This window comes from Gordonia humi (assembly GCF_014197435.1).
GTDB classification, from domain to species: Bacteria; Actinomycetota; Actinomycetes; order Mycobacteriales; family Mycobacteriaceae; genus Gordonia; species Gordonia humi.
Genome location: NZ_JACIFP010000001.1, coordinates 652,531 through 673,865, shown reverse-complemented (window position 1 = coordinate 673,865; position 21,335 = coordinate 652,531). Strand labels below are relative to the sequence as shown.

Here is a 21,335-nt window from a genome sequence, read left to right as displayed (position 1 = left end):
AAATGACGACCACCCACGTGGCGCCGACGGTCCAGAAGCTGGCCGATACGGCCTACCGCCTGCGTGAACGCATGATGACGATGGCCGCGGACAAGGGGGAGGGATACATCGCACAGGGCCTGGGCATAGCGGACGTCCTCGCAGTGATCTACTTCCGTCAGCTGCGTTTCGATCCGGCGAACCCCGAATGGATCGGCCGCGACCGTTTCCTGATGTCCACCGGCCACTACTCGATCGCGCTCTACGCGGTCCTCGGCGAACTCGGGATACTCGACGACGAGCTTCTCGCGACATACGGACTCAACGGCAGCGAGCTTCCGATGAGCACGTTCGACGAGACGCCAGGCGTCGAGATCACCGGCGGCTCGCTCGGCCACGGCCTCGGCCAGGCGGTCGGCATGGCGCTCGGTCTGCGCCTGGACGGCGGCGACCAGCGGATCATCTGCGAACTGTCGGACGGCGAGCTGCAGGAGGGCTCCACCTGGGAGGCCGCCATGGCGGCCGCCAGCTTCGGCGTCGGCAACCTGACCGCCGTCGTCGACGCCAACGGCATTCAGGCCGACGGTCCGATGGTCCTCGACATGGAGCCGATCGCCGCCAAGTGGCGCGCATTCGGCTGGGCGGTCGAAGAAGTGGACGGCAACTCGATCGAGCAGATCGTGGAGGCGTTCGACCGCCTCGCGGTGCGGCCGGACGACACGCCACGGGTGCTCATCGCGCGCACCACGCCCGGCACCGGTGTGCCGACCATCGTCGCACGCGACCGGGCGCATTTCGTACGTATCGGGGACGCCGAATGGCAGAACCTCATCGCGGAGCTGGAGGAGAACCGTGGCTAAGCTCGACGACCGCGCAGGCGGCATGGGAGAGATCGCCGACATCGACGGACCGTACGAGGTGGCACCGTTCGGCACGGAGCTCGCTCGTCTCGGCGAGATCGACGAACGCATCGTCGGACTCAGCGCCGACATGTCGAAGTTCTCCGACATCATTCCGTTCCGCGACCGCTTCCCGCATCGCTACTTCAACGCGGGCATGGCCGAACAGGACGCGGTCACGATGGCGGCGGGTTTGGCGAAGGTCGGCAAGGTCGCGTTTTGTGCGACGTACGCCGCGTTCCTGACTCGGCGCGCCCTCGACTTCATCGCCGTCTCGTGCGCGCACAGCAAGGCGAATGTGAAGATTCTGGCCGGCTCACCCGGTCTGGTGAACCCGTACGGTGCCACCCACCAGTCGCTCGAAGATCTCGTCGTCCTTCGATCGATCCCGGACATCACGGTGATCGATCCCTGTGACGCGGTGGAGTTGCGTCACGTGGTGCGGACCGCTGCGGAGACCGACGGGACCTTCTACATCCGAAATCTGCGAGGCAAGGTTCCGGTGGTCTTCGATGAGGACGGCTTCCAGTTCGAGATCGGTAAGGCGCGGCTGCTTCGACCTGGCCACGACGTCGCCGTTATCGGCACCGGATTCATGACCGAGCGGGCGCTCACGGCCGCCGATGCGGCGGCCGCACAGGGTGTCTCCGCTGCGGTGCTGCACGTTCCGACGATCAAGCCGCTCGACACGGAGGCAATCTGCGAGACGGCGTCCGCGGTGGGACGCGTCGTCGTGGTGGAGAACGGTCTGCGCGTCGGCGGACTCGGGTCGGCGGTCGTCGAGACACTCCACGATGCGGGGATCCACGTGCCGGTACTGCGGATCGGCCTCGGCGACCGATTCCACCCGTGCGGTTCGCAGGCGTACAACGAAGCGCGGTTCGGGCTCGACGATGCGGCCATCACCGAAGCAGTGATCAGCAACCGATGGGAGTTCGCGTGAGTACCGCGCAGGCTCCGGCGACCGCGGCGATCCGGACGTTCGCCGCGCCCCGACGGTATCTGCAGGGCGCGGGCGCGCTCGACACGGTCGGCGCCGAGACGGCCCGGCACGGCCGGACGCCGACCGTATACGTCGACGCCGGAGTGTCCGACCTGATCTCGCCGCGCCTGCACGACAGCCTGATTTCGGCGGACGTCCGGCCGACACTGATCGATCTCGCCGCGAGCACGGTGACACGCGACCGTATCGTCGGGGCTTATCGGCGGGCGCCCGCGGACACCGATGTCGTGGTCGGCGTCGGAGGAGGTGCGACGATCGATGTGGCGAAGGGAGTCGCCGACTTGGTCGGTGCGCCGTTCGTCTCGGTTCCCACCATCGCGTCGAACGACGGCCCGACCGCCGCGATCTATGCGATGTACGACGAGACCGGAACCCTCAGTGAACTCGGACGGATGGCCGACAATCCGGCGTCGGTCGTCGTCGACACCGCGCTGATCGCGTCCGCGCCTACGAAGTTCCTGATCGCCGGGATCGGCGATGCACTGTCGAAACGGTTCGAAGCGCACGCCTGCGGCCGCGGGACCGGGCTGACCACTCAGGGCACGCGCCCGCTGGCGATCGGCGAGATCGTGGCGAGCGGCTGTGCCGACACGATCCTGCGGTACGGCGAGGACGCGGTCAGCCAGGCGGCCCGGGGCATTCCCGGACAGGCGTTCGAAGCGGTGATCGAAGCCGTGGTGCTGCAGTCGGGGATCGGTTATGAGAACGGTGGGCTCTCGATCGCCCACTGCATGACCCGCGGTCTGCAGACCGGTCGCGGATCCTCGTCGTATCTACACGGATTCCACGTCGCGTACGGGCTTCTGGTTCAGCTCGCCTTGGAGGGTTACGACGACGATCTTCGCGCGCGGATCCGTTCGTTCCTGGTCGCCGTGGGCCTACCCGTCCGACTGGGTGACCTGGGCATGGCCGATCCGACCGATGCCGAACTCACCGGCCTGGCGGCCGCGGCCGCGGCCGCGCCGCATACCGCCAACACCTGGGTGGTCGCGGACACCGACAGCATCCGTGCGGCGATCGCCGTCGTCGAGCGCGAGGGTGCACATGCCGACGTCTGAACTCGCCGGGGAGTTCGCATTCGCCGAGCTCACGCCGACGGCGTTCCTGTCCCGTGCGGCGCGGGTCTTCGCCGGGCGGATCGCGGTCGTCGACGGTGACCGGCAGTTCACCTATGCCGAGTTCGCCGACCGCGTGGAGCGACTCCGCGGCGGCCTCGCGAGGTCGGGGGTGCGACCGGGCGACCGGGTCGCCGTGCTGTGCTCCAACAGTCACCTCATGCTGGAGCTGCACACCGCGGTCCCGGCCGCCGGGGCCGTTCTCGTTCCGCTGAACACGAGGCAGTCCGTCGCGGAGCTGGCCTACATCGTCGAGCATTCCGGGGCGACTCTGATGATCGCGACCGCCGAACTCGCGGTCACGGCGGGGGAGGTCGCGGCTGACGTCGGCATCGAATCCATCGTCGAAGGCCCGGCGTATGAGAACTTGATCGGGGAGGACGTTCCGGTGGCACCGTCCATCGATGAGCGCGGACTGTTGGCGATCAACTACACATCGGGCACCACGGGGCGTCCGAAAGGCGTGATGTACCACCACCGCGGCGCGTACCTTCAAGCGCTGGCGATGGCCTACCACGCGCGTCTGGAACCCGGATCGAGATATCTGTGGACTCTGCCGATGTTCCACTGCTGCGGGTGGTCGTTCACCTGGGCGGTCGCCGCGGCGGGAGGAACCAATGTCTGTCTGCGTGCCATCGACCCCCTCGAGATCTGGCACCTACTTCACACCGAGGGGATCACGCACTTCAGTGCTGCACCGACGGTCCTCACCATGCTCGCGGAGAGCAGTGCCGCGACCGGGCTGTCGAAGCGGGTGTCGGTGCAGACCGGCGGGGCGCCTCCGTCTCCGACACTGCTCGAGCGCATGGCCGGACTCGGATTCGACGTCGAGCACCTCTACGGCATGACCGAGACCTTCGGACCCGTCATCGTCAACCAGTGGCAACCGGACTGGAATGCGCTAGATCCCGTCGAGATCGCAAAGCTCAAGGCGCGCCAAGGGATCGGCAACATCTCGGCCACGGCCGCGCGTGTCGTCGACGCGTCGGGCAACGACATCCCGGGCGATGCGAGCACGATCGGGGAACTCGTGGTCCGAGGAAACAACGTGATGCTCGGCTACTACCGGGATCGTGCGGCGACAGTGGCGTCGACGACGGTCGACGGGTGGCTGCGCACCGGGGATCTGGCGGTGATGCACCCCGACGGGTACGTCGAGATCGCCGACCGAGCAAAGGACGTCATCATCTCGGGTGGGGAGAACATCGCATCGGTCGAGGTGGAGAGAGTCCTCGACTCGCACCCGGACGTCGTCCAGTCGGCATTGATCGGACGGCCCGACGAGAAATGGGGTGAGGTTCCGGTGGCCTACGTCGAGTTGCGGGCCGATGCTCAGCCGGATGTCGACGGACTTCGAGCGCATGTGCGCAAAGTTCTCGCCGGGTACAAGGTTCCGCGGGAAGTGGTCTTCACCGATCTCCCGAAGACCGCGACCGGAAAGATCCGCAAGGACCGACTTCGAGCGTCATCGGACGGCGGCTGACGGTCGATCGACCGGAGTGCGTGTCGTAGGCGACGGCGGGACAGTTATATAGGCTGTCCTGCCCTTGCTAATGTGAGGCTTTCCAAAGTGATTCCCTCCCGAGAAAGAAGTGGGCATGGCCAGGCCTGGACGTTTCCGCCGTATGGCGGCGATCTTGATGATTGCGGGGCTGGCGGTCGCCGTCCCCGCCTGCTCGTCTGACGACAGCAGCGCCGACACCGGCACCGGTAACACCGACGTCGATCTGCACGGCGAGCGATTCGGCACGGCCGACGCGGAGACCGCGAAACTCGGCAGCGATGCGGAGCCGGGTGTGTTCCCCCGCACGATCAAGCACGCCGCGGGCACCACGGAGCTGAAGGAAGCGCCCGAGCGCGTCGTCGTCCTCGACACCGGAGAACTCGACGACGTCCTCGCCCTCGGCATCACCCCGGTCGGCATGGTCGAGACCGAAGGCGCCGACCCGGTCCCCGCGTATCTTGCCGACAAGGTGAAGGGCGTCGAGGTGGTCGGCACGATCAACGACCTCAACATCGAGAAGATCGCGACTCTCAAGCCGGATCTGATCCTCGGCAGCCAGCTGCGGGTGGACAAGCTGTACGACCAGCTCAGCACCGTTGCGCCGACCGTGCTGTCGATCCGCCCGGGCTTCCCGTGGAAGGAGAACTTCCTGCTCGCCGCCGACGCGCTCGGCAAGGAGAACGAAGCGGTGAAGATCCTCAACGAATACTCCGACAACGCCAAGGCGCTCAAGGAGAAGGTCGACCCGGCCACTACGATCTCGCTGGTCCGCTTCATGCCGAACAAGCTGCGGCTGTACGCGAACAAGTCGTTCGCCGGCGTCGTCCTCAAGGACGCCGGTCTGGCCCGCCCCGAGATCCAGGACGTCGACGAGCTCGCCGTCGAGATCTCGCCGGAGAACATCGCCGAGGCCAATGGCGACTACATCTTCTACTCCAGTTACGGCCAGCCCGCGGTGACCGGCGAGTCGGCAGTCATCAACGGCCCCGGCTGGAAGCAGCTGTCCGGCGTGCAGAACGGCAAGGCGTTCCGCGTCGACGACGGTGTCTGGTTCCTCGGCCTCGGCCCGATCGGCGCCAACCTCATGGTCCAGCAACTCGGCGAGTTCTTGGGCAAGTAGTGCGCGCACGCGTCTGACGGGCGCCGACGATCACGCCCTCGGCCTTCTACGGCATGGATGCGTCCGGCGACTGCTCGCTGCATCCGTGATCCACATGGCCTGCGGTACGGTGCCCTCCCGCGAAATCCCTCTTCCACGACGTACTCACCGCGTCGTGGGAGAGGGATTCTGTCGTTGGCGCGGGACGCCGCTGCGGCGCGTCGTCGTCGACACGCGGTGGTGTCCTCCTCCGAGTAGAGACCTGTTCGTCTGTCATTCATTCGATGGACGACAAACCGTGTATCGACCTCCATAGGGTCACTCGGGAATCCGCGTACTGCCCAATGCGGAGAAGACACCTACATCGAAGGCGATCTCATGCGAATCCCTCTGCAGTTGTTCACAACCGGCGGCGACGACGTCGGTCGTTCCGCCCGCGCTCGCATCACGTGCAAGTACAAGTGCGGTGAGGCCTGCTGGCATGAGCCGGGCAACAAGAGCGACAACGCCTACTTCCGGGACGTGGCGCGCGCAGCGCTGTCGCGACGGACGATTCTGCGGGGCGGTGCGGGCGCCGTCCTGGCCGTCGGCGCCACGTCGCTGCTGGCCGCCTGCGGTGACGACGGAGCGTCGTCGAGCGGGGCGCCGTCGTCCGGTGCGGCGAGCGGCGGACCCGTGGACGGCATGAAGTTCGACATCGTGAAGCCGAACACCGAGGACGCCGTCGTGATCCCCGACGGCTACGAGCAGAAGGTCGTCATCGCGTGGGGCGATCCGGTTCTGCCCGGCGCACCCGAGTTCGACTTCGAGAACCAGACCGCCGACGCGCAGTCGAAGCAGTTCGGCTTCAACAACGATTTCGCCGGCCTCATCCCGATCGACGGACAGCCCGGGCACTACTACCTGGTGGTGAACCAGGAGTACACCACCGAAGCACACATGTTCCGGGGCTTCGTCGAGAAGAAGCCCACCGAGGAGCAGGCGCGGACATCGATGGCCGCGCACGGCATCACCGTCCTCGAGGTCACCGAATCGGACAAAGACGGATCGCTGACACCGGTCGTCGGATCCCGCAACCGTCGCATCACCGCGAGCACCCCGTTCCGGCTGACCGGTCCGGCCGCGGGGACTGATCTGGTCAAGACGTCCGCCGATCGGTCGGGCAACACGATCGCGGGCACCATCGCGAACTGCTCGGGCGGTCTCACCCCGTGGGGCACCATGCTCTCGGGCGAGGAGAACTACAACAACTACTTCTCCAACGCGAGCAAGGTGACCGACAAGGCGGCCGCGGGCCACCTCGAACGCTACGGTTTCGACGACGACGCCGACTATCACCAGTGGGGCCAGTACGAGACCCGCTTCGACCTCGCACAGGAGCCCAACGAGGCCAACCGCTTCGGCTACGTCGTCGAGGTGGACCCGACCGACCCGCAGTCGACGCCGCTCAAGCACTCGGCTCTCGGTCGTCTCAAACACGAGTCGGCGACCATCCACGTCGTGAAGGAAGGTCCGCAGGCGGGGACCGTCGTCGCGTACACCGGCGACGACGAGAAGTTCGAGTACATCTACAAGTTCGTCTCCAGCCGTAAGATCAAAGAGGGCGACAAGCGCGCCAACATGGGAATCCTCACCGAGGGAACCCTGTATGTCGCGTCGTTCTCCAGTGACAAGCCGGTCACCACCGACGACGCGGCGGGCAGCGGTACCTGGCACAAACTGCTCACCACGAACGCCGACGGTTCGGCCGTCTCCCATATCAAGGGCATGACCGCGGCCGAGGTCGCCGTCTTCACCCGGGAGGCCGCGGACAAGGCGGGCGCCACCAAGATGGACCGCCCCGAGGACATCGAGCCGCACCCCGTGACCGGCAAGGTGTACTGCGCACTGACCAACAACGACGACCGCGGTGTCGACGGCGAGGAGGGCCCGACCGCGGCCAACCCGCGTAAGGAGAACAAGAACGGTCAGATCCTCGAGATGACCGACGACCACGCGGGCGAGTCGTTCACCTGGGATCTGCTCCTGGTCTGCGGCGATCCGAAAGCGGCCGACACCTACTTCGGCGGCTTCGACAAGAGCCAGGTCAGCCCGATCTCGTGCCCGGACAACGTCGCGTTCGACCCGCACGGCAACCTGTGGATCTCCACCGACGGCAACGCACTCGAGAGCAACGACGGACTGTTCGCCGTCGCCCTCGAGGGCGACCGCCGCGGTGAGACCAAGCAGTTCCTGACCGTTCCGGCCAAGGCCGAGACCTGCGGTCCGATCATTCAGGACAAGCGTGTGATCGTCTGCGTCCAGCATCCGGGAGAGGACGACGACGCCACCCCCGACAAGCCCGCCTCGCACTGGCCGGACGGCGGCGACTCGCAGCCGCGCCCGGCGGTCGTCGCGGTGTGGCGCTCCGGCGGCGGGCAGATCGGCGTCTGATCGTCTTCCGGTGAACCGTGCGGGCGACGGCGTACTGTCATCCGTACGGTTCACCAGGAGGTCGATCAGTGTTCACTATTCGTCGAAGTCTCGTCGGGTCGGCTGTCGCGATCGCGCTGGCGGCTCCCGTGGTGTCGGCGCCGGTCGCGTCGGCGGTCGGCGACGACCACGGCACCGCGATCTCGGTGACCGCCCGCCCCGACGGCTGGCGTGGTCTGTCGAACGGGCGTGCCGTCGACTATTGGACGCAGGACGCGCGCGGGAGGCCGGTGCGGGCGAGCGGAGCCCTGATCGTTCCGTCCGGTACGGCACCGAAGGGCGGCTGGCCCGTCGTCGCCTACACGCACGGCACATCGGGATACGGAACTGGTTGCGGCGGGCAGAGTTTCATCGATGCCGAGCCCAACGTCTACATCACTCGACTGGTGGAGCACGGCTACGCGGTGGTCGCGCCCGACTACGTCGGACTCGGCCATGACGACGTGGGTGTGCATCCGTACCTCGACAAACGCAGCGAATCCGCGGCGACGATCGATCTCCTGACCGCGGCTCACACCGTGGAGCCGACGTTGTCGGACCGGTGGGCGGTGACCGGCGACTCGCAGGGCGGGCAGGCCGCCCTCGCGACCGCCCACCGCCAGCAGACCTACGGCCCGCGCACCGACTTCCGGGGCGCGGTCGCGATCGATCCCGAGTCGGACGTCGAGAAGATCATGCCGCTGCTCGGCCCGTACGTTCCCGCGATGCCCGCCCCGATCGACCACTCCTACGGATTCCTGCTGGCGACCCTCGCCGGACTCCGCGTGGCCGATCCGGGTGCGAACGTGAACTCGTATCTGACGCCGTACGGACGCTCGCTCGTCGACCGGGTCGGGAAGACCTGCGACGGACCGACCCTGCCGAAGAATCTGGCCTTCGGATCGCTGCTGTCCCGGCCGTTGAACACTCCGCGGATGTCCGCGGCGCTGAATCGCTACATGGCGGTGCCGGTCAACGGCTACGACGCGCCGATCCTCCTGCTGCTCAACACGCTCGACACGACGGTCCCGTCTCCGCTGCACGCCAAGCTCGTCGCCGACTTCGCGGTGAACCGCGTGCCGTTCACCACGGTGGTCGGCAACGGCGGACACACCGATATGAACGCGGCGCAGTGGGCGGCGTTCGACCGCTTCTTCGCGCGGGAGGTGGGGCGCTGACGCCCGGTTCTCAGGTGAGGATCCAGAGGAAGGCGATCAGGCCGAGGACGAGGAACGCGATCCAGAGCCAGCCGATGATGATCGCGGCGGTCGCGAACTCGCGCCCGAGGCCGCCCTCGCGGTCGATCTGCCCGCGGGAGAGGTAGCCCAGCCAGATGCCGAACGGCGACAGGATGCCGACGGCGGACAGGATGAGCGCCACGATCGCGAGGACGTTCACCGTGTCGGACGAAGCGGCTCCGCGCGTCGACGTGGCCACAGTCGGCTCCTTCGGAGAGGGATCGGGGGCGGCTGCCGCCGCGGGAGCAGGAGTCGGGGAAGCCGTGGTCGGCGGAGTGCGGGCGCCCGCCAGCGGGCCCGGTTCGGGAACCGCGGAGTAGGCGAGCGACGGCGACGGCGCACCGGACGACTGCGGCGGTGTCGAAACCCGCGGTGTCGAAGGCCGCGGTGTGGTGCCCTGTCCGGGAGCAGGCGCCGGCCGCGGCGGCGGAGTGCCGCCGGGGGCCTGCGGTCGGGTGGGACGTCCGGGCTGCGGCGACGGTGCCGGACCTCCAGAACGCGGCGTCGGCGTCGGTCCACCGTGCCGAGGCATCGAACCGGAATCGCCGGGTGCGGGCGCCGTCGGGCGCGGGCCGTGCTGCGGCGGCGCTCCCTGCGGTCGGGGCAGGCCGCCCTGCGGATCGTCGGTGGTCACTCCTACAAACTACCTGCCGAGGAGGAGTCAGCCTCTACCGTGAGCGTGTCGACACGCGGAACGACGGGGGAGACCGGCGGATGCTCGGTGCGTGCACGACGCAGCACGACGACGATCGCCGCGAGCACCAGCAGCAGCGCCGAGGTGGCGGCCACGAGAAGTTTATTGGGCATCCTTCCAGGTTGCCAGGTGATTCCGGCCGACGCCAGCAGATGCCGCGTGGCGCCCGGCACGTCCGCTCGTCGCGAACAGTCCGGGCGCGGTGTCGGTGGAACGTGGTTGTATGGACATCGTGAGTGAGCAGAACAAGACCGCGACCCTGCACACCAATCGCGGCGACATCGTCATCGAACTCTTCCCGAACCACGCGCCCAAGACCGTGGCGAACTTCGTCGGTCTGGCCGACGGCTCGAAGGACTACTCCACCAAGAACGCGAAGGGCGAGGCCAGCGGCCCGTTCTACGACGGCGCGGTCTTCCACCGGGTCATCGCGGGCTTCATGCTGCAGGGCGGCGACCCGACCGGCACCGGCCGCGGCGGCCCCGGCTACCAGTTCGAGGACGAGTTCCACCCCGAGCTGCAGTTCGACCGCCCGTACCTGCTCGCGATGGCCAACGCCGGACCGGGCACCAACGGCTCGCAGTTCTTCATCACCGTCGCGCCGACCCCGCACCTGAACCGTCGCCACACCATCTTCGGCGAGGTCAAGGATGCAGCGTCGCAGGCCGTCGTCGACGCCATCGGCAACACCAAGACCGCACCGGGCGACCGCCCGGTGGAGGACGTCGTCATCGAGAGCATCGAGCTCTCCTGAAACAACTCGGGAGCACCTGTTGAGTCAGGTCTGCTACCGGCATCCCGACCGCCCCACCGCGTTGTCTTGCACGCGGTGCGGGCGGTCGGCGTGTCCGGAGTGTCTACGGCCCGCATCGGTGGGTCAGCACTGTGTCGACTGCGTAGCGCAGGCACAGGCGGCGCAGCGTGCGACGACGCCCGCGCCGACCGTCGCGCGGCGGGCGATGCAGCCGGTCGTCACCTACACGCTGATCGCGATCAACGTCGTCGTGTTCGCGAGTGTCATGCTGCAGGCAGGCGGCAGCGACCTGCGCTACTCCTCGATCTACCAGCACACGGTGCTCGTCAACGGCGCGGGCTTCGAGAACCAGTACTGGCGACTGCTCACGTCCGGCTTCCTGCACCAGAGCCTGCCGCACCTGGCGATCAACATGTTCTCGCTGTACATCATCGGCGCCGACCTGGAGCGGGCCCTCGGCCGAGCCCGCTATCTGGCGATCTACCTCGTCGGGCTACTCGGCGGCAGCGCGGCCGTGATGGCGCTCCAATCCGGGGTCTCACTGACCGCGGGCGCCTCCGGAGCCATCTACGGGCTGATGGGCGCCCTGCTGGTGATCCTGCTGAAGATGAAGGCGCCGGTCACCACGGTGGTCGTCGTCATCGTGATCAACCTGGTGTTCTCGTTCACCGTTCCGAACATCTCGATCTTCGCGCACCTCGGCGGCCTCGTCTTCGGTGCCGCGTCCGCGGGCGCCGTGATCTGGCTGCCGACGGTCGTGCTGGCCCCGGACAAGCGGACCCAGGCCGCCGTCGACCGGATCGGCTGGTACGGGCTGATCGCACTCGCCGTCGTGGCCCTGGCGATCGGTGCCGGCATCGGCCTCGGCGTGAGCGTGTGAGAGAAGAGGATCGCGTACGGCACGTCCGGACCGGACCCACCGCTGTCTCGGGTCGGAACCGCGCAGACATATCGTCCGCGAGAAGAAGCGGTCAGTCGTCGACTCGAAAGCCGGCCGTACGCAGTTCCCCGGCGACGACGGTCGGGTCGACGCCGAGGTCCCATCGGCCGAAGATCAGCAACCTGTCGTCGGGAAGATCGATCACCAGCTGACGACCACGTGCCGCCAGACGGCGAGTCTTCAAGATCGAGACGCGCTCGATGTCGTCCGGCGTCAACTCCATGGGACCGCGGAGAGTCTTCACAATCAGTGTCGGACCCGTTGTCAACACCAGGCGCGGACGCCGGATCAGTGTCACGGCACCCACCGCCAGAACGATCAGAGCTGCGATGCCGATGAACGTCATCGCAGGTGGATCGGCATAAGAGGCGGCGGCCGCGGCGATCAGAGCGACGCCGCCGACGACCAGCACCACGCCCGCGGCGACGGGGGTCGTCCACGTCTTGTGCACAGGGTTAACAGGGTTGTCCACAGGAGTTATCCACACTGGGGATGAATTACACACATGTAGTTCACGGGTGTGTGCACAGCCCCGGCGGTCAGCGCCAGCCCATCGTCATGAGCAGACCGACCACCATGATCCCGAAACCGATCAGCATGTTCCACGGGCCCAACTCGGACATCCAGTGCAGGAACTTGCCCTCGGCACCGAAAGTGTCCTGGGTGGCGCCCAGATAGTAGACGAGCAGCCACAGCAGACCGATCAGCATGAGACCGAACATGACGGACTGATAGAGGACGCCCGACGGTCCCGCTTTGACCTTCACCGGGGTGCGGCTCGCACTGTTGACCGTGTAGTCGGTCTTCTTCCGGACTTTTGACTTAGGCATGCCCTCTACGGTATCCCAGCTGCACGGTCAGCAGCCAAAACGATAACCTTTACGAGTGCGCATCCTGGTCATCGACAACTACGACAGCTTCGTCTACAACCTGGTCCAGTATCTCGGACAGTTGGGAGTCGAGGCCGTCGTCTGGCGGAACGACGACGATCAGCTCGCCGACCTCGACGCGGTCGTCGCCGATTTCGACGGCGTTCTGCTGAGCCCGGGGCCGGGCACACCGGACCGTGCGGGAGCCACCGAGGCGATCATTCCGATCGCGGCGACCGCGGGGACCCCGCTGCTCGGCGTGTGCCTCGGCCATCAGGCGATCGGCGAGGTGTTCGGTGCGACGGTCACCCGCGCGCCCGAACTGTTGCACGGGAAGACGTCGATGGTGACCCACGACGGCACCGGTGTCCTGGCGGGGCTGCCCGACCCGTTCGTCGCGACCCGATACCACTCGCTGACGGTGTCGCCCGAGACCATTCCCGACGAACTCGTCGTCACCGGAACCACCGACACCGGCATCGTGATGGCGTTCCGGCACCGGGACGAGCCGATCCACGGTGTCCAGTTCCACCCGGAGAGCGTCCTGACCCAAGGCGGACACCGCATGCTCGCCAATTGGCTGCGAGTCTGCGGCTTCGAGGTACCCGAAGCACTGGTGTCGCGGCTCGAGAACGAGATGGCTCGGGCGCTCGGCGCCTGACACCGGTCGGCGGGAAGGCTCCGCTCGACCGGCGAAGGGCGGTCAGAACAGTGAGGCCTTGCCGACCACGACGGTCACCGATTCGTTCTTGCGGAGCTTGCTTCCGGGGGGCGGTGTCTGCGATATGACGCGGGCGTCGTCCCGGCTGCCGAGCGGGACCTTGCGTTCGCGAATGGTGAGCGTGTTCGGATCCCAACCGGCCTCCACCAGTGCGTCCTGCGCCTGGCGTGTGGACTTGCCCTTCAGATCGGGCACGGTGAACTGGTTGCCGCGCGAGATCATCACCTGAACCGTGCTGCCCACGCGGACCGATGTGCCGCCGTCGGGGGAGGAGTTGACCACCTGGCCTTCGGGAAGGTCGGAGTCGGCGCGCACGGTGACGACCTCGAGTCCGAGCTGGCGCAGCGCGGTGGTGGCCTCGTCCTCGGTCTGACCTGTGAGGTCGGGCAGGGTCACCTCGCTGGGACCGGTACCGATGTACAGGACGACGGTGCTGGTCACGGCGACGTTCGCATTGGTCTGCGGGGTGGATCGGACCACCTTGTCCTTGAGGGCCGTCGTCGATTCGATCTTCTCGGTCTTGACGGTCTTGAAGCCGCGCGTCGCCAACAGCGACCGGGCATCGGATTCGGACTTCCCCCGGAGGTCGGGGATCGCGACGCGCTGCGGTCCGGACGAGATGTACAGCGTCACCTCGGAGCCCTCCGGCGTCGGCACGTCGTCCCCGGGGACGGTCCGGGTGGCGAGTCCTTCGGTGATGTCCGCGCTGGCCTCGCGCCGCTCCTCGACGCTGAAACCGGCCTGCTGGAGATTGGCCTTGGCGGCGTCGGCGGTCAGGCCCGCCACCTTGGGCACGGCGATCTGGGTCTTCTCACCGGACCACGGCGCCCAGGCGAACAGCCCTCCGACGAGCACGGCGATCAGCAGCAGTGCGACGGCGACGAGCACGCCCTTGCGTCGGTGGATCGGGGTCGGCCCGTCGTCCTCGATCACCTCGGCGAGGCGATGGCTGTTGCGGCGCGACGGCAGCGTCTCGTTGCGCACCGGCATCCGAGTCGACTCGATCAGATCGGTCTGCTCCTGATCGGTCAGGAGCATCGGTGCGGACGGCTTGCCGCCGGCGAGCACCTTGATGAGGTCGGACCGGAAGTCGGCCGCCGTCTGGTACCGGTTGGCCGGGTTCTTGCTCATCGCCTGCATGACGATGGAGTCGAGTTCGGGTGTGAGCTCCGAGCGGATCGACGACGGACGCCGCGGGTCCTCGTGGACGTGCTGGTGGGCCACGGCGATGGGCGAGTCGCCGGTGAACGGCGGCTCGCCGGTGACGAGCTCGAACAGTACGCAGCCCATCGAGTAGATGTCGCTGCGCGGATCGACCTTGATGCCTCGCGCCTGCTCCGGCGACAGGTACTGGGCGGTGCCCATCACGGCGGACGTCTGCGTCATGGTGGCCGACGTGTCGTCCATGGCGCGGGCGATGCCGAAGTCCATCACCTTCACCGCGCCGGTCCGGTCGATCATCACATTGGCGGGTTTCATGTCGCGGTGCACGATGTTCGCGCGGTGCGAGAAGTCCATGGCCGCAGCGACGTCGGCCATCCAGGTCATCGCCTGCTTGGGCGCGATGACGCCGGACTCGCTGGCGCGCAGGATGTCGCGCAGGGTGTCGCCGTCGACGTACTCCATGACGATGAACGGCAGCGGTCCCTCGGGAGTGTCGGCCTCACCGGTGTCGAAGACCTGGACGATCGACGGGTGCGTCAGTTTCGCGGCGTTCTGGGCCTCCCGGCGGAAACGCAGATAGAACGACGGGTCTCGGGCCAGGTCGGCGCGCAGCACCTTGATCGCGACGTCGCGGTGCAGCAGGAGGTCGCGTGCGTACTGGACTTCGGACATGCCGCCGAAGCCGAGGGTCTCGCCGAGCTCGTAGCGCTCGGAGAGGTAATGCGGATCGAAGTCGCTCACATCGCTCGCCTCATCGTCCCGGAATCGTCACACCGGGGAGGATCTCGATCCCGCCGCCCGATTGGGACGTCGTCGGCGACTCCTCGTCGGTCGTCGTCTCGTCGGTCGTGGTGGTGGTCTCCTCGTCGGTGGTCGTCGTCTCGTCGGGTGTGCTCGGGGTGGTCGTCTCGTCGGTGGTGGTCGTCTCCTCCGGCGTCTGGGTCTGGGTGACGGTCACCGGCGGGGTGCTCTCGGTCGGTGCCGGAGAGTCCTTCGGACTGTTGACCACCCAGAACGCGACGAGTATCACGGCGGCCAGCAACAGCAGAACGGCGACGGCGGTCAGCACCTTGTGCGTGGTGCTCCAGCCGCCCTCTTCGACGGGGGTGGCCGCCGTCGACGGAGCGGACATCGGCCGCGGAGTGATCGGCGCCGGGGTCGGCGAGGTCATCGCGCGGGTCCCGCCGGGCACGGGTGCCGGGACCGGAGCCACGCCGCCCGCGCTGCGCGGACGAGGGGGTCGGTGACCGGCGCGGACCGCGGCGACGGCGTCGGCGAACTCACCGCCGGTGGCGTAGCGCTGTGCCGGATCCTTCGACAGCGTGATGTCGATGAGCTCGCGGACGGGCGCCGGGATCGACGACGGCAGCGGTGGCGGCGTGTCCTGGATGTGCTTCATCGCGACGGTGATCGCACCGTCGCCCAGGAACGGGCGGCGTCCGGTCAGCGCCTCGTAGCCGACCACACCGAGCGCGTAGACGTCCGACGCCGCGGTGGCTTCGCCGCCCATCGCCTGCTCGGGTGAGATGTACTGCGCGGTGCCCATCACCATGCCGGTCTGGGTGACCGGAGCCGCGTCGACGGCCTTGGCGATGCCGAAGTCGGTGATCTTGACCTGGCCGGTCGGGGTGATCAGGATGTTGCCCGGCTTCACGTCCCGATGCACCAGACCCGCGGTGTGCGCGGCCTGCAGGGCGCGGCCGGTCTGCTCGAGCATGTCGAGGGTGTGCGTCAGGGCGAGCTGGCCCATGCGGCTGATCACCGAGTTGAGGGGTTCGCCGTCGACGAGCTCCATCACCAGATAGGCGAGGGGATCGCCGCCGTTGCGGTCGGGTGTCTCGCCGTAGTCGAAGACGTTCGCGATGCCGGGGTCGTTGAGGCGGGCCGTCGTCTGCGCCTCGGTGCGGAACCGACCGAGGAACTCGGAGTCGTTCGAGTACTCGGCCTTGAGCACCTTGACGGCGACGCGTCGGCCCAGGCGGGTGTCGAGCGCCTCCCAGACCTGCCCCATGCCACCGGTCGCGATCAGCCGGACCAGGCGGTACCGGTCGGCGATGATGGTCCCGTTCTGCAGGCTCATCGGCCACCTCCCGTATAAGTGTTGATCACTGCACGTCCAATCGGGGCGGCAACGACGCCGCCGTATGAGTTCTGTCCCTGCGCGCCGTTCTCCAGGATCACAGCCACGGCGATCCTTCGGTTCGTGTTCGGCGAGAAAGCGATGTACCACGCATAGGGCGTCTCGCCGCCGTCCGACGAGTCCGAGTGCTCGGCCGTGCCGGTCTTCGACGCGATACCCGACTGCGACCCCGCCGTGCTCTGCTCGGACTTGAGCATCATGTCGGTGATCGTGTTCGCCTGATCGGTCGTCAGCGGGCTGTTCACCGTGGTCGGCGACGTCGTCGAGATGGTCCGCAGGTCCGCGGTCTGCAGCTTGTCCACCAGGTAGGGGCGCATGCGGGTGCCGCCGTTGGCGACGGTCGCGGCGATCACCGCGTTCTCCAGGACGGTCAGCCGGACGTCGCGCTGACCGATCGCACTCTGTCCGAGCGCGGCCAGGTCGTTGCCGATGTCGCCCACCGAGCTCTTGGCGACCGGCATCGGAATGCCGGCCGGATCCTCGCCGACGCCGAACGACTTGGCGGTCGAGGTGAACTCGTCGACCTTCTTACCGGGAACCTTCTCGGTGAGGAGCTGCGCGAACGCGGTGTTGCACGAGTGCTCGAAGGCCTGTGTCAACGTCACCGTGCCACCCGACGCGTCGGGGCACGTGGATCCCGAGTCGTTCGACAGGTAGGTGTCGCTGTCCGGGAGACGCCACCGTGCGTCCGCGGTGAGTCGGGTGCTCGCACCGAGGCCTGCGTGCAGTGCCGTGGCGGTCGAGACCACCTTGAACGTCGACCCGGGCGGGTACAGCGACGAGATCGCGCGGTTCACCAGCGGCGAGTCGGCGTCGTCGCCGGTCAGCGCGGTCCACGCCTTCTCGGCCTCGGTGAAGTCCTGGGTGGCGATCTTGTTGGGGTCGTAGCTCGGCGTCGACGCCATGGCCAGGATCTTGCCGGTGCCCGGCTCGATCGCGACGACGGCGCCGCGACACGGTCCGGCGCAGTCGGCGTTCGCCAGTTCGTGGTAGGCGGTGCGCTGCAGGCTCGGGTCGACAGTCGTGACGACGTTTCCGCCTCGCGGGTCCCGGCCGGAGAACATGTCCATGAAGCGTTGGGTGAACAGCCGGTCGTCGTTGCCGTTGAGCACGGAGTCCTGCGCGGCCTCGATCCCGCGGTCGGCGCGGTACACGAACGAGAAGTACCCGGTGACCGGGGCGAAGGCCCGAGGATCGGCCGGATACTGCCGCAGGTACTTGAACTTGCTGTCGGTCGGGACCGACTGCGCGATGACCGTGCCGTCGGAGGCGACGATCACTCCGCGCTGGCGTGAGTACTCGTCGAGGAGGACGCGGGCGTTGCGAGAGTCGTCGCGCAGTTCGTCGGCCTTGAAGACCTGGATGTACGTGGCGTTGGCCAGCAGCGCCAGGACCAGGACCATGGCCGCGACCGCGACGCGTTGGATGGGTTTGTTCACGGCCGCTGCACCGCCCGGGTCGCCATCGAGTCGACGCTGCGCTTCGGCTTGGGTTTGGGGGAGTCGGGTTCTCGCGCGGCGTTCGAGATGCGGATCAGCAGCGCGAGCAGCAGGTAGTTGGCCAGCAGCGACGATCCGCCGTACGCGAGGAACGGCGTCGTCAGACCGGTCAGCGGGATCAGCTTGGACACGCCGCCGAAGACGACGAACAGCTGGAAGACGATCGTGAACGAGAGGCCCGCGGCGAGCAGCTTGCCGAAGCTGTCGCGCACGGTGATCGCCGTGCGCAGTCCGCGCACCACCAGGATCAGGTAGATCAGGGTGATGGCGGTCAGCCCCACGAGGCCGATCTCCTCACCGAAGCTGGTCAGGATGAAGTCGGTGTTGGCGAACGGCACGATGTTGGGTCGACCCGATCCCAGTCCGGTGCCGAACAACCCTCCGGTCGCGAACCCGAACAGGCTCTGCGCCACCTGGTATCCGTACGTGTCGTACTGCTCGAACGGGTCCCGCCACACGGCCACGCGCACCTGGAGGTGGAAGAACAGCTGGTAGGCGATGACCGCGGCGAGTGCGAACAGGGTCAATCCGAGCATCAGCCAGCTGACTCTGCCGGAGGCGATGTAGAGCATCACCAACACGGTCACGAAGATCAGCAGCGACGTGCCCAGGTCCGACTCGAACGCCAACACCCCGACGGCGATGGCCCATGCGGCGATCAGCGGACCGAGGTCGCGGGCGCGCGGGAAGTCGATGCCCGCGAACTGCTTGCCCGCCGTCGTGAACAGGTCGCGGCGAGACACCAGGAACGACGCGGTGAAGATGATGATGAGGATCTTGGAGAATTCGCCGGGCTGGATGTTGAAGAAGCCGGCGCGGATCCAGATCTTGGAGCCGTTGATCTCCGACATCGACGACGGAAGGATCGCCGGGATCGCGAGGAAGATCAATCCACCCAGGCCCAGGGTGTACGCGTACCGGGACAGGGCTCGATGATCGCGCAGCAGGATCAGGGTCAGCGCGAACAGACCGATGCCGATGAACGCCCAGACCAACTGCTGGTCGGCGTTGTGGGTGCGCTCGGTGGCCTTCAGCAGTTCGTCCGACCGAGACGAGCCCAGATCGAGCCGGTGGATCATCACCAGACCGAGACCGTTGAGCACGGCGACCGCGGGCAGCAGCAGCGGATCGGCGTACGGTGCGAACCGTCGTACGACGAGATGGGCCGCCGCGCAGAGCGCGGCGAAGGCGGCCACGAACTTGGCGACCTCCCAGGTCAGCGGCTCACCTTGGGCGAGTTCGACGATCATGAGGGCGGCGGCCACGAGAACCACGGCGAATACGAGCAGCACCAGCTCGGTGGTGCGGCCCGTGCTGGTCGGCGGTGTCGTAGGGGGTGCGTGCCCGGCGGGAGCGGCCGTCATCCGGCCTCCCGGCAGTGGCGTACGCCCTCGTCGTCGGTGGTCGTGGTGGTCGGCTCCGGTACCTGCGAGGTCGAGGTCGGGGTCGACGGACGCTCGCCGGGACCGCGCGGCGTGGTCTTGGGCGGCTCCGGTGCGGGCGGAGTGCACAACGGCAGGAACTCGAGCTCGTTGCGGACTCGCTCCTCCGCGGCCGCCAGCGACAGGTTCTTGATGCTCTGGGAGGTGACGGCGTTGCGGCTCACCTCGGTCAGATCCGCGACGGCCATCGGGGTGCACGAAGCGCCCGCGTCGACGAATGCGACGGTCGGGTGTTCGGCGTGGCGATCGTCTACGCAGGCTTGTTTGTTCGGCGACTCGACGGTGAAGAACAGCAGTTTGTCGGGAGTCCCGTGATGGATCTCGACGTTGCCGTCGTCGTCGACGGTGACGAAGTTGCTGTTCATGGCCTGGGCCCGGATCACGAAGAACGCGGTCACCAGGGCGGCTATCACCAGCAGGACGCCGATGATCGCCAAGGGGAGTCCCCACCGGCGCTTCTCCGGCGGCGGGGCCATGGTGATGGTGGGTCGGGCGGTCGCCGGGGCGGGCGGACGCAGCGCGGCGGCGCGGCCGGCGGCCGTCCTCGGGTCGGGAACGTAGCCGTCCTGGTCGTCGTCGCCCGCGGCTCCGCCGACGATGGGGCGCGATTCGCCGTACTGATCGTCGACGACGTCGGCCACCACGACGGTCACGTTGTCCGGACCGCCCGAGCGCAGGGCGAGCTCGATGAGCCGGTCGGCGCACGCCTTGTGGTCCTCGATGCCGCCGAGCGTGTCGGCCAGGGTCTCCTCGCTGACGACGTCGGAGAGTCCGTCGCTGCACAGCAGGTAGCGGTCGCCCGCCCGCGCCTCGCGCATGATCAGGGTCGGCTCGACGGGTTGGCCGGTCAGGGCCCGCATGATGAGCGAGCGCTGCGGATGCGAGTGGGCCTGTTCGGGCGTGATGCGTCCCTCGTCGACCAGTGACTGCACGAAGGTGTCGTCGCGGGTGATCTGGGTGAGTGCCCCGTCGCGGAACAGGTAGCCGCGGGAGTCGCCGACGTGGCACAGGCCGATGCGGCTGCCCGCGAACAGGATGGCGGTGAGCGTGGTGCCCATGCCTTCGAGTTCGGGCGTCTGCTCCACTTGATGCTCGATGGCCTCGTTGCCGTTGCGGGTGGCCTGTTCGAGGGCGGCGAGGAGGTCTCCACCGGGTTCGTCGTCGTCGAGGGTCCGGAGCGCTTGGATCACGAGCTGGCTGGCGACCTCGCCGGCCGCGTGTCCGCCCATGCCGTCGGCGAGTGCCAACAGGCGGGCTCCCGCGTACACGGAGTCTTCATTGTTCGACCGCACGAGTCCGCGGTCGCTTCGCGCTATGTAGCGCAGGACGAGTGTCACGGGCGTAGCTCAATCACGGTCTTGCCGACCCGGATCGGGGTGTTGATCGGGGCTTTCACGGCGGTCGTCACTTTGGAGCGGTCGAGGTAGGTCCCGTTCGTCGACCCGAGGTCTTCGACATACCAGTCGTCGCCGCGCGGGGAGAGCCGAGCGTGACGTTCGGAAGCGTAGTCGTCGGTGAGGACGAGGGTGGAGTCGTCGGCGCGGCCGATGAGGACCGGCTGCGTGCCGAGGGTGATGCGGGTGTTCGCGAGCGCCCCCGCGGTCACGACGAGATACTTCGCCGAGCCGCGCGAGCGGGTGCTCCGCGCGCGACGACCCGATCGGGATGCGCCGATGGGGATGCGGCCGCTGGTGGCCGCGGAGAGGTCGCTCCGCATGGTGCGGATGATCGCCCAGACGAACAGCCACAGAAGTATCAGGAACCCGAACCGGGTCACCTGCAACAGGATGCCCTGCACCTGCGCGTCACCTCCCTCACGATGAA

General features: G+C 67.6%; 20 protein-coding genes. 10 read left to right on the top strand and 10 right to left on the bottom strand.

Annotated features, from left to right (window positions below; translation table 11 throughout):
• Positions 1-2: 2 nt before the first annotated feature.
• The 7 genes from BKA16_RS02990 to BKA16_RS02960 all read left to right on the top strand — a co-directional run bounded on the left by BKA16_RS02990 (position 3) and on the right by BKA16_RS02960 (position 9,228).
• Positions 3-839 carry a transketolase gene (locus tag BKA16_RS02990; protein ID WP_183369283.1) on the top strand — a complete coding sequence of 279 codons (837 nt, stop codon included), beginning with the start codon at positions 3-5 and terminating at the stop codon, positions 837-839.
• Positions 832-1,821, top strand: coding sequence for a transketolase C-terminal domain-containing protein (locus BKA16_RS02985; protein ID WP_183369282.1), 990 nt, complete (start codon positions 832-834; stop codon positions 1,819-1,821). The genes BKA16_RS02990 and BKA16_RS02985 overlap by 8 nt, the downstream gene beginning before the upstream one ends.
• On the top strand, positions 1,818-2,939 hold the full coding sequence (locus BKA16_RS02980; protein WP_343067257.1) for an iron-containing alcohol dehydrogenase: 1,122 nt from the start codon (positions 1,818-1,820) through the stop codon (positions 2,937-2,939). Before BKA16_RS02985 ends, BKA16_RS02980 begins: the two co-directional genes overlap by 4 nt.
• Positions 2,926-4,479 (top strand): AMP-binding protein, encoded by a 1,554-nt coding sequence (locus tag BKA16_RS02975; RefSeq protein ID WP_183369280.1) that lies wholly within the window; start codon positions 2,926-2,928, stop codon positions 4,477-4,479. The genes BKA16_RS02980 and BKA16_RS02975 overlap by 14 nt, the downstream gene beginning before the upstream one ends.
• 115 nt (positions 4,480-4,594) lie before the next feature.
• Positions 4,595-5,620, top strand: coding sequence for an ABC transporter substrate-binding protein (locus BKA16_RS02970; RefSeq protein WP_246371624.1), 1,026 nt, complete (start codon positions 4,595-4,597; stop codon positions 5,618-5,620).
• 357 nt (positions 5,621-5,977) lie between these two features.
• Positions 5,978-8,032: a PhoX family protein gene (locus BKA16_RS02965; protein ID WP_183369279.1), complete on the top strand. Its 2,055-nt coding sequence runs from the start codon at positions 5,978-5,980 to the stop codon at positions 8,030-8,032.
• 68 nt (positions 8,033-8,100) lie between these two features.
• Positions 8,101-9,228: an alpha/beta hydrolase family protein gene (locus BKA16_RS02960; protein WP_343067256.1), complete on the top strand. Its 1,128-nt coding sequence runs from the start codon at positions 8,101-8,103 to the stop codon at positions 9,226-9,228.
• A gap of 10 nt (positions 9,229-9,238) precedes the next feature.
• Here BKA16_RS02960 and BKA16_RS02955 read toward each other — a convergent pair whose 3' ends face one another.
• Together BKA16_RS02955 and BKA16_RS02950 are read right to left on the bottom strand one after the other, a co-directional pair.
• Positions 9,239-9,922 carry a DUF4190 domain-containing protein gene (locus BKA16_RS02955; protein WP_183369278.1) on the bottom strand — a complete coding sequence of 228 codons (684 nt, stop codon included), beginning with the start codon at positions 9,920-9,922 and terminating at the stop codon, positions 9,239-9,241.
• 2 nt (positions 9,923-9,924) lie between these two features.
• The gene (locus BKA16_RS02950) at positions 9,925-10,095 is read right to left on the bottom strand and encodes a hypothetical protein (protein ID WP_183369277.1); all 171 of its coding nucleotides are present in this window, start codon (positions 10,093-10,095) and stop codon (positions 9,925-9,927) included.
• 110 nt (positions 10,096-10,205) lie between these two features.
• Between BKA16_RS02950 and BKA16_RS02945 the strand changes: the two genes are divergently transcribed.
• Positions 10,206-10,736: a peptidylprolyl isomerase gene (locus tag BKA16_RS02945; RefSeq protein WP_183369276.1), complete on the top strand. Its 531-nt coding sequence runs from the start codon at positions 10,206-10,208 to the stop codon at positions 10,734-10,736.
• A gap of 16 nt (positions 10,737-10,752) precedes the next feature.
• Positions 10,753-11,616 carry a rhomboid family intramembrane serine protease gene (locus BKA16_RS02940; RefSeq protein WP_382427797.1) on the top strand — a complete coding sequence of 288 codons (864 nt, stop codon included), beginning with the start codon at positions 10,753-10,755 and terminating at the stop codon, positions 11,614-11,616.
• A 91-nt stretch (positions 11,617-11,707) separates the two neighbouring features.
• Here BKA16_RS02940 and BKA16_RS02935 read toward each other — a convergent pair whose 3' ends face one another.
• Together BKA16_RS02935 and crgA are read right to left on the bottom strand one after the other, a co-directional pair.
• Positions 11,708-12,148: a PH domain-containing protein gene (locus BKA16_RS02935; RefSeq protein WP_343067254.1), complete on the bottom strand. Its 441-nt coding sequence runs from the start codon at positions 12,146-12,148 to the stop codon at positions 11,708-11,710.
• A 67-nt stretch (positions 12,149-12,215) separates the two neighbouring features.
• Positions 12,216-12,506: a cell division protein CrgA gene (gene crgA, locus BKA16_RS02930; RefSeq protein WP_183369274.1), complete on the bottom strand. Its 291-nt coding sequence runs from the start codon at positions 12,504-12,506 to the stop codon at positions 12,216-12,218.
• Positions 12,507-12,561: 55 nt separating this feature from the next.
• On the opposite strand from crgA, the gene BKA16_RS02925 reads away from it, so the two are divergent.
• Positions 12,562-13,206: an aminodeoxychorismate/anthranilate synthase component II gene (locus BKA16_RS02925; protein WP_183369273.1), complete on the top strand. Its 645-nt coding sequence runs from the start codon at positions 12,562-12,564 to the stop codon at positions 13,204-13,206.
• A gap of 42 nt (positions 13,207-13,248) precedes the next feature.
• Here the strand turns inward: BKA16_RS02925 and pknB are convergent, their stop codons facing one another.
• From pknB to BKA16_RS02895, 6 genes are all read right to left on the bottom strand, one after another.
• The gene (gene pknB, locus BKA16_RS02920) at positions 13,249-15,102 is read right to left on the bottom strand and encodes a Stk1 family PASTA domain-containing Ser/Thr kinase (protein WP_246371946.1); all 1,854 of its coding nucleotides are present in this window, start codon (positions 15,100-15,102) and stop codon (positions 13,249-13,251) included.
• A gap of 79 nt (positions 15,103-15,181) precedes the next feature.
• Entirely contained in the window at positions 15,182-16,510 is a 1,329-nt protein-coding gene (locus tag BKA16_RS02915; RefSeq protein WP_183369271.1) for a serine/threonine-protein kinase, read from the bottom strand.
• Positions 16,507-18,009 carry a penicillin-binding transpeptidase domain-containing protein gene (locus BKA16_RS02910; RefSeq protein ID WP_183369270.1) on the bottom strand — a complete coding sequence of 501 codons (1,503 nt, stop codon included), beginning with the start codon at positions 18,007-18,009 and terminating at the stop codon, positions 16,507-16,509. The genes BKA16_RS02915 and BKA16_RS02910 overlap by 4 nt, the downstream gene beginning before the upstream one ends.
• Entirely contained in the window at positions 18,006-19,433 is a 1,428-nt protein-coding gene (locus tag BKA16_RS02905; RefSeq protein ID WP_183369268.1) for an FtsW/RodA/SpoVE family cell cycle protein, read from the bottom strand. The genes BKA16_RS02910 and BKA16_RS02905 overlap by 4 nt, the downstream gene beginning before the upstream one ends.
• Entirely contained in the window at positions 19,430-20,848 is a 1,419-nt protein-coding gene (locus BKA16_RS02900; protein ID WP_183369266.1) for a protein phosphatase 2C domain-containing protein, read from the bottom strand. Before BKA16_RS02900 ends, BKA16_RS02905 begins: the two co-directional genes overlap by 4 nt.
• Complete coding sequence (locus BKA16_RS02895) at positions 20,845-21,309, bottom strand: FHA domain-containing protein FhaB/FipA (RefSeq protein WP_183369264.1); 465 nt, start codon at positions 21,307-21,309, stop codon at positions 20,845-20,847. The genes BKA16_RS02900 and BKA16_RS02895 overlap by 4 nt, the downstream gene beginning before the upstream one ends.
• Between the last annotated feature and the right edge of the window lie 26 nt (positions 21,310-21,335).

Bases quoted from the DNA above. Each gene is read 5' to 3' on its own strand.
- pknB (WP_246371946.1), bottom strand. From the start codon at position 15,102: ATGTCCGAAGTCCAGTACGCACGCGACCTCCTGCTGCACCGCGACGTC.
- BKA16_RS02965 (WP_183369279.1), top strand. From the start codon at position 5,978: ATGCGAATCCCTCTGCAGTTGTTCACAACCGGCGGCGACGACGTCGGT.
- BKA16_RS02970 (WP_246371624.1), top strand. From the start codon at position 4,595: ATGGCCAGGCCTGGACGTTTCCGCCGTATGGCGGCGATCTTGATGATT.
- BKA16_RS02950 (WP_183369277.1), bottom strand. From the start codon at position 10,095: ATGCCCAATAAACTTCTCGTGGCCGCCACCTCGGCGCTGCTGCTGGTG.
- BKA16_RS02905 (WP_183369268.1), bottom strand. From the start codon at position 19,433: ATGACGGCCGCTCCCGCCGGGCACGCACCCCCTACGACACCGCCGACC.
- BKA16_RS02915 (WP_183369271.1), bottom strand. From the start codon at position 16,510: ATGAGCCTGCAGAACGGGACCATCATCGCCGACCGGTACCGCCTGGTC.
- BKA16_RS02990 (WP_183369283.1), top strand. From the start codon at position 3: ATGACGACCACCCACGTGGCGCCGACGGTCCAGAAGCTGGCCGATACG.
- BKA16_RS02975 (WP_183369280.1), top strand. From the start codon at position 2,926: ATGCCGACGTCTGAACTCGCCGGGGAGTTCGCATTCGCCGAGCTCACG.
- crgA (WP_183369274.1), bottom strand. From the start codon at position 12,506: ATGCCTAAGTCAAAAGTCCGGAAGAAGACCGACTACACGGTCAACAGT.
- BKA16_RS02945 (WP_183369276.1), top strand. From the start codon at position 10,206: ATGGACATCGTGAGTGAGCAGAACAAGACCGCGACCCTGCACACCAAT.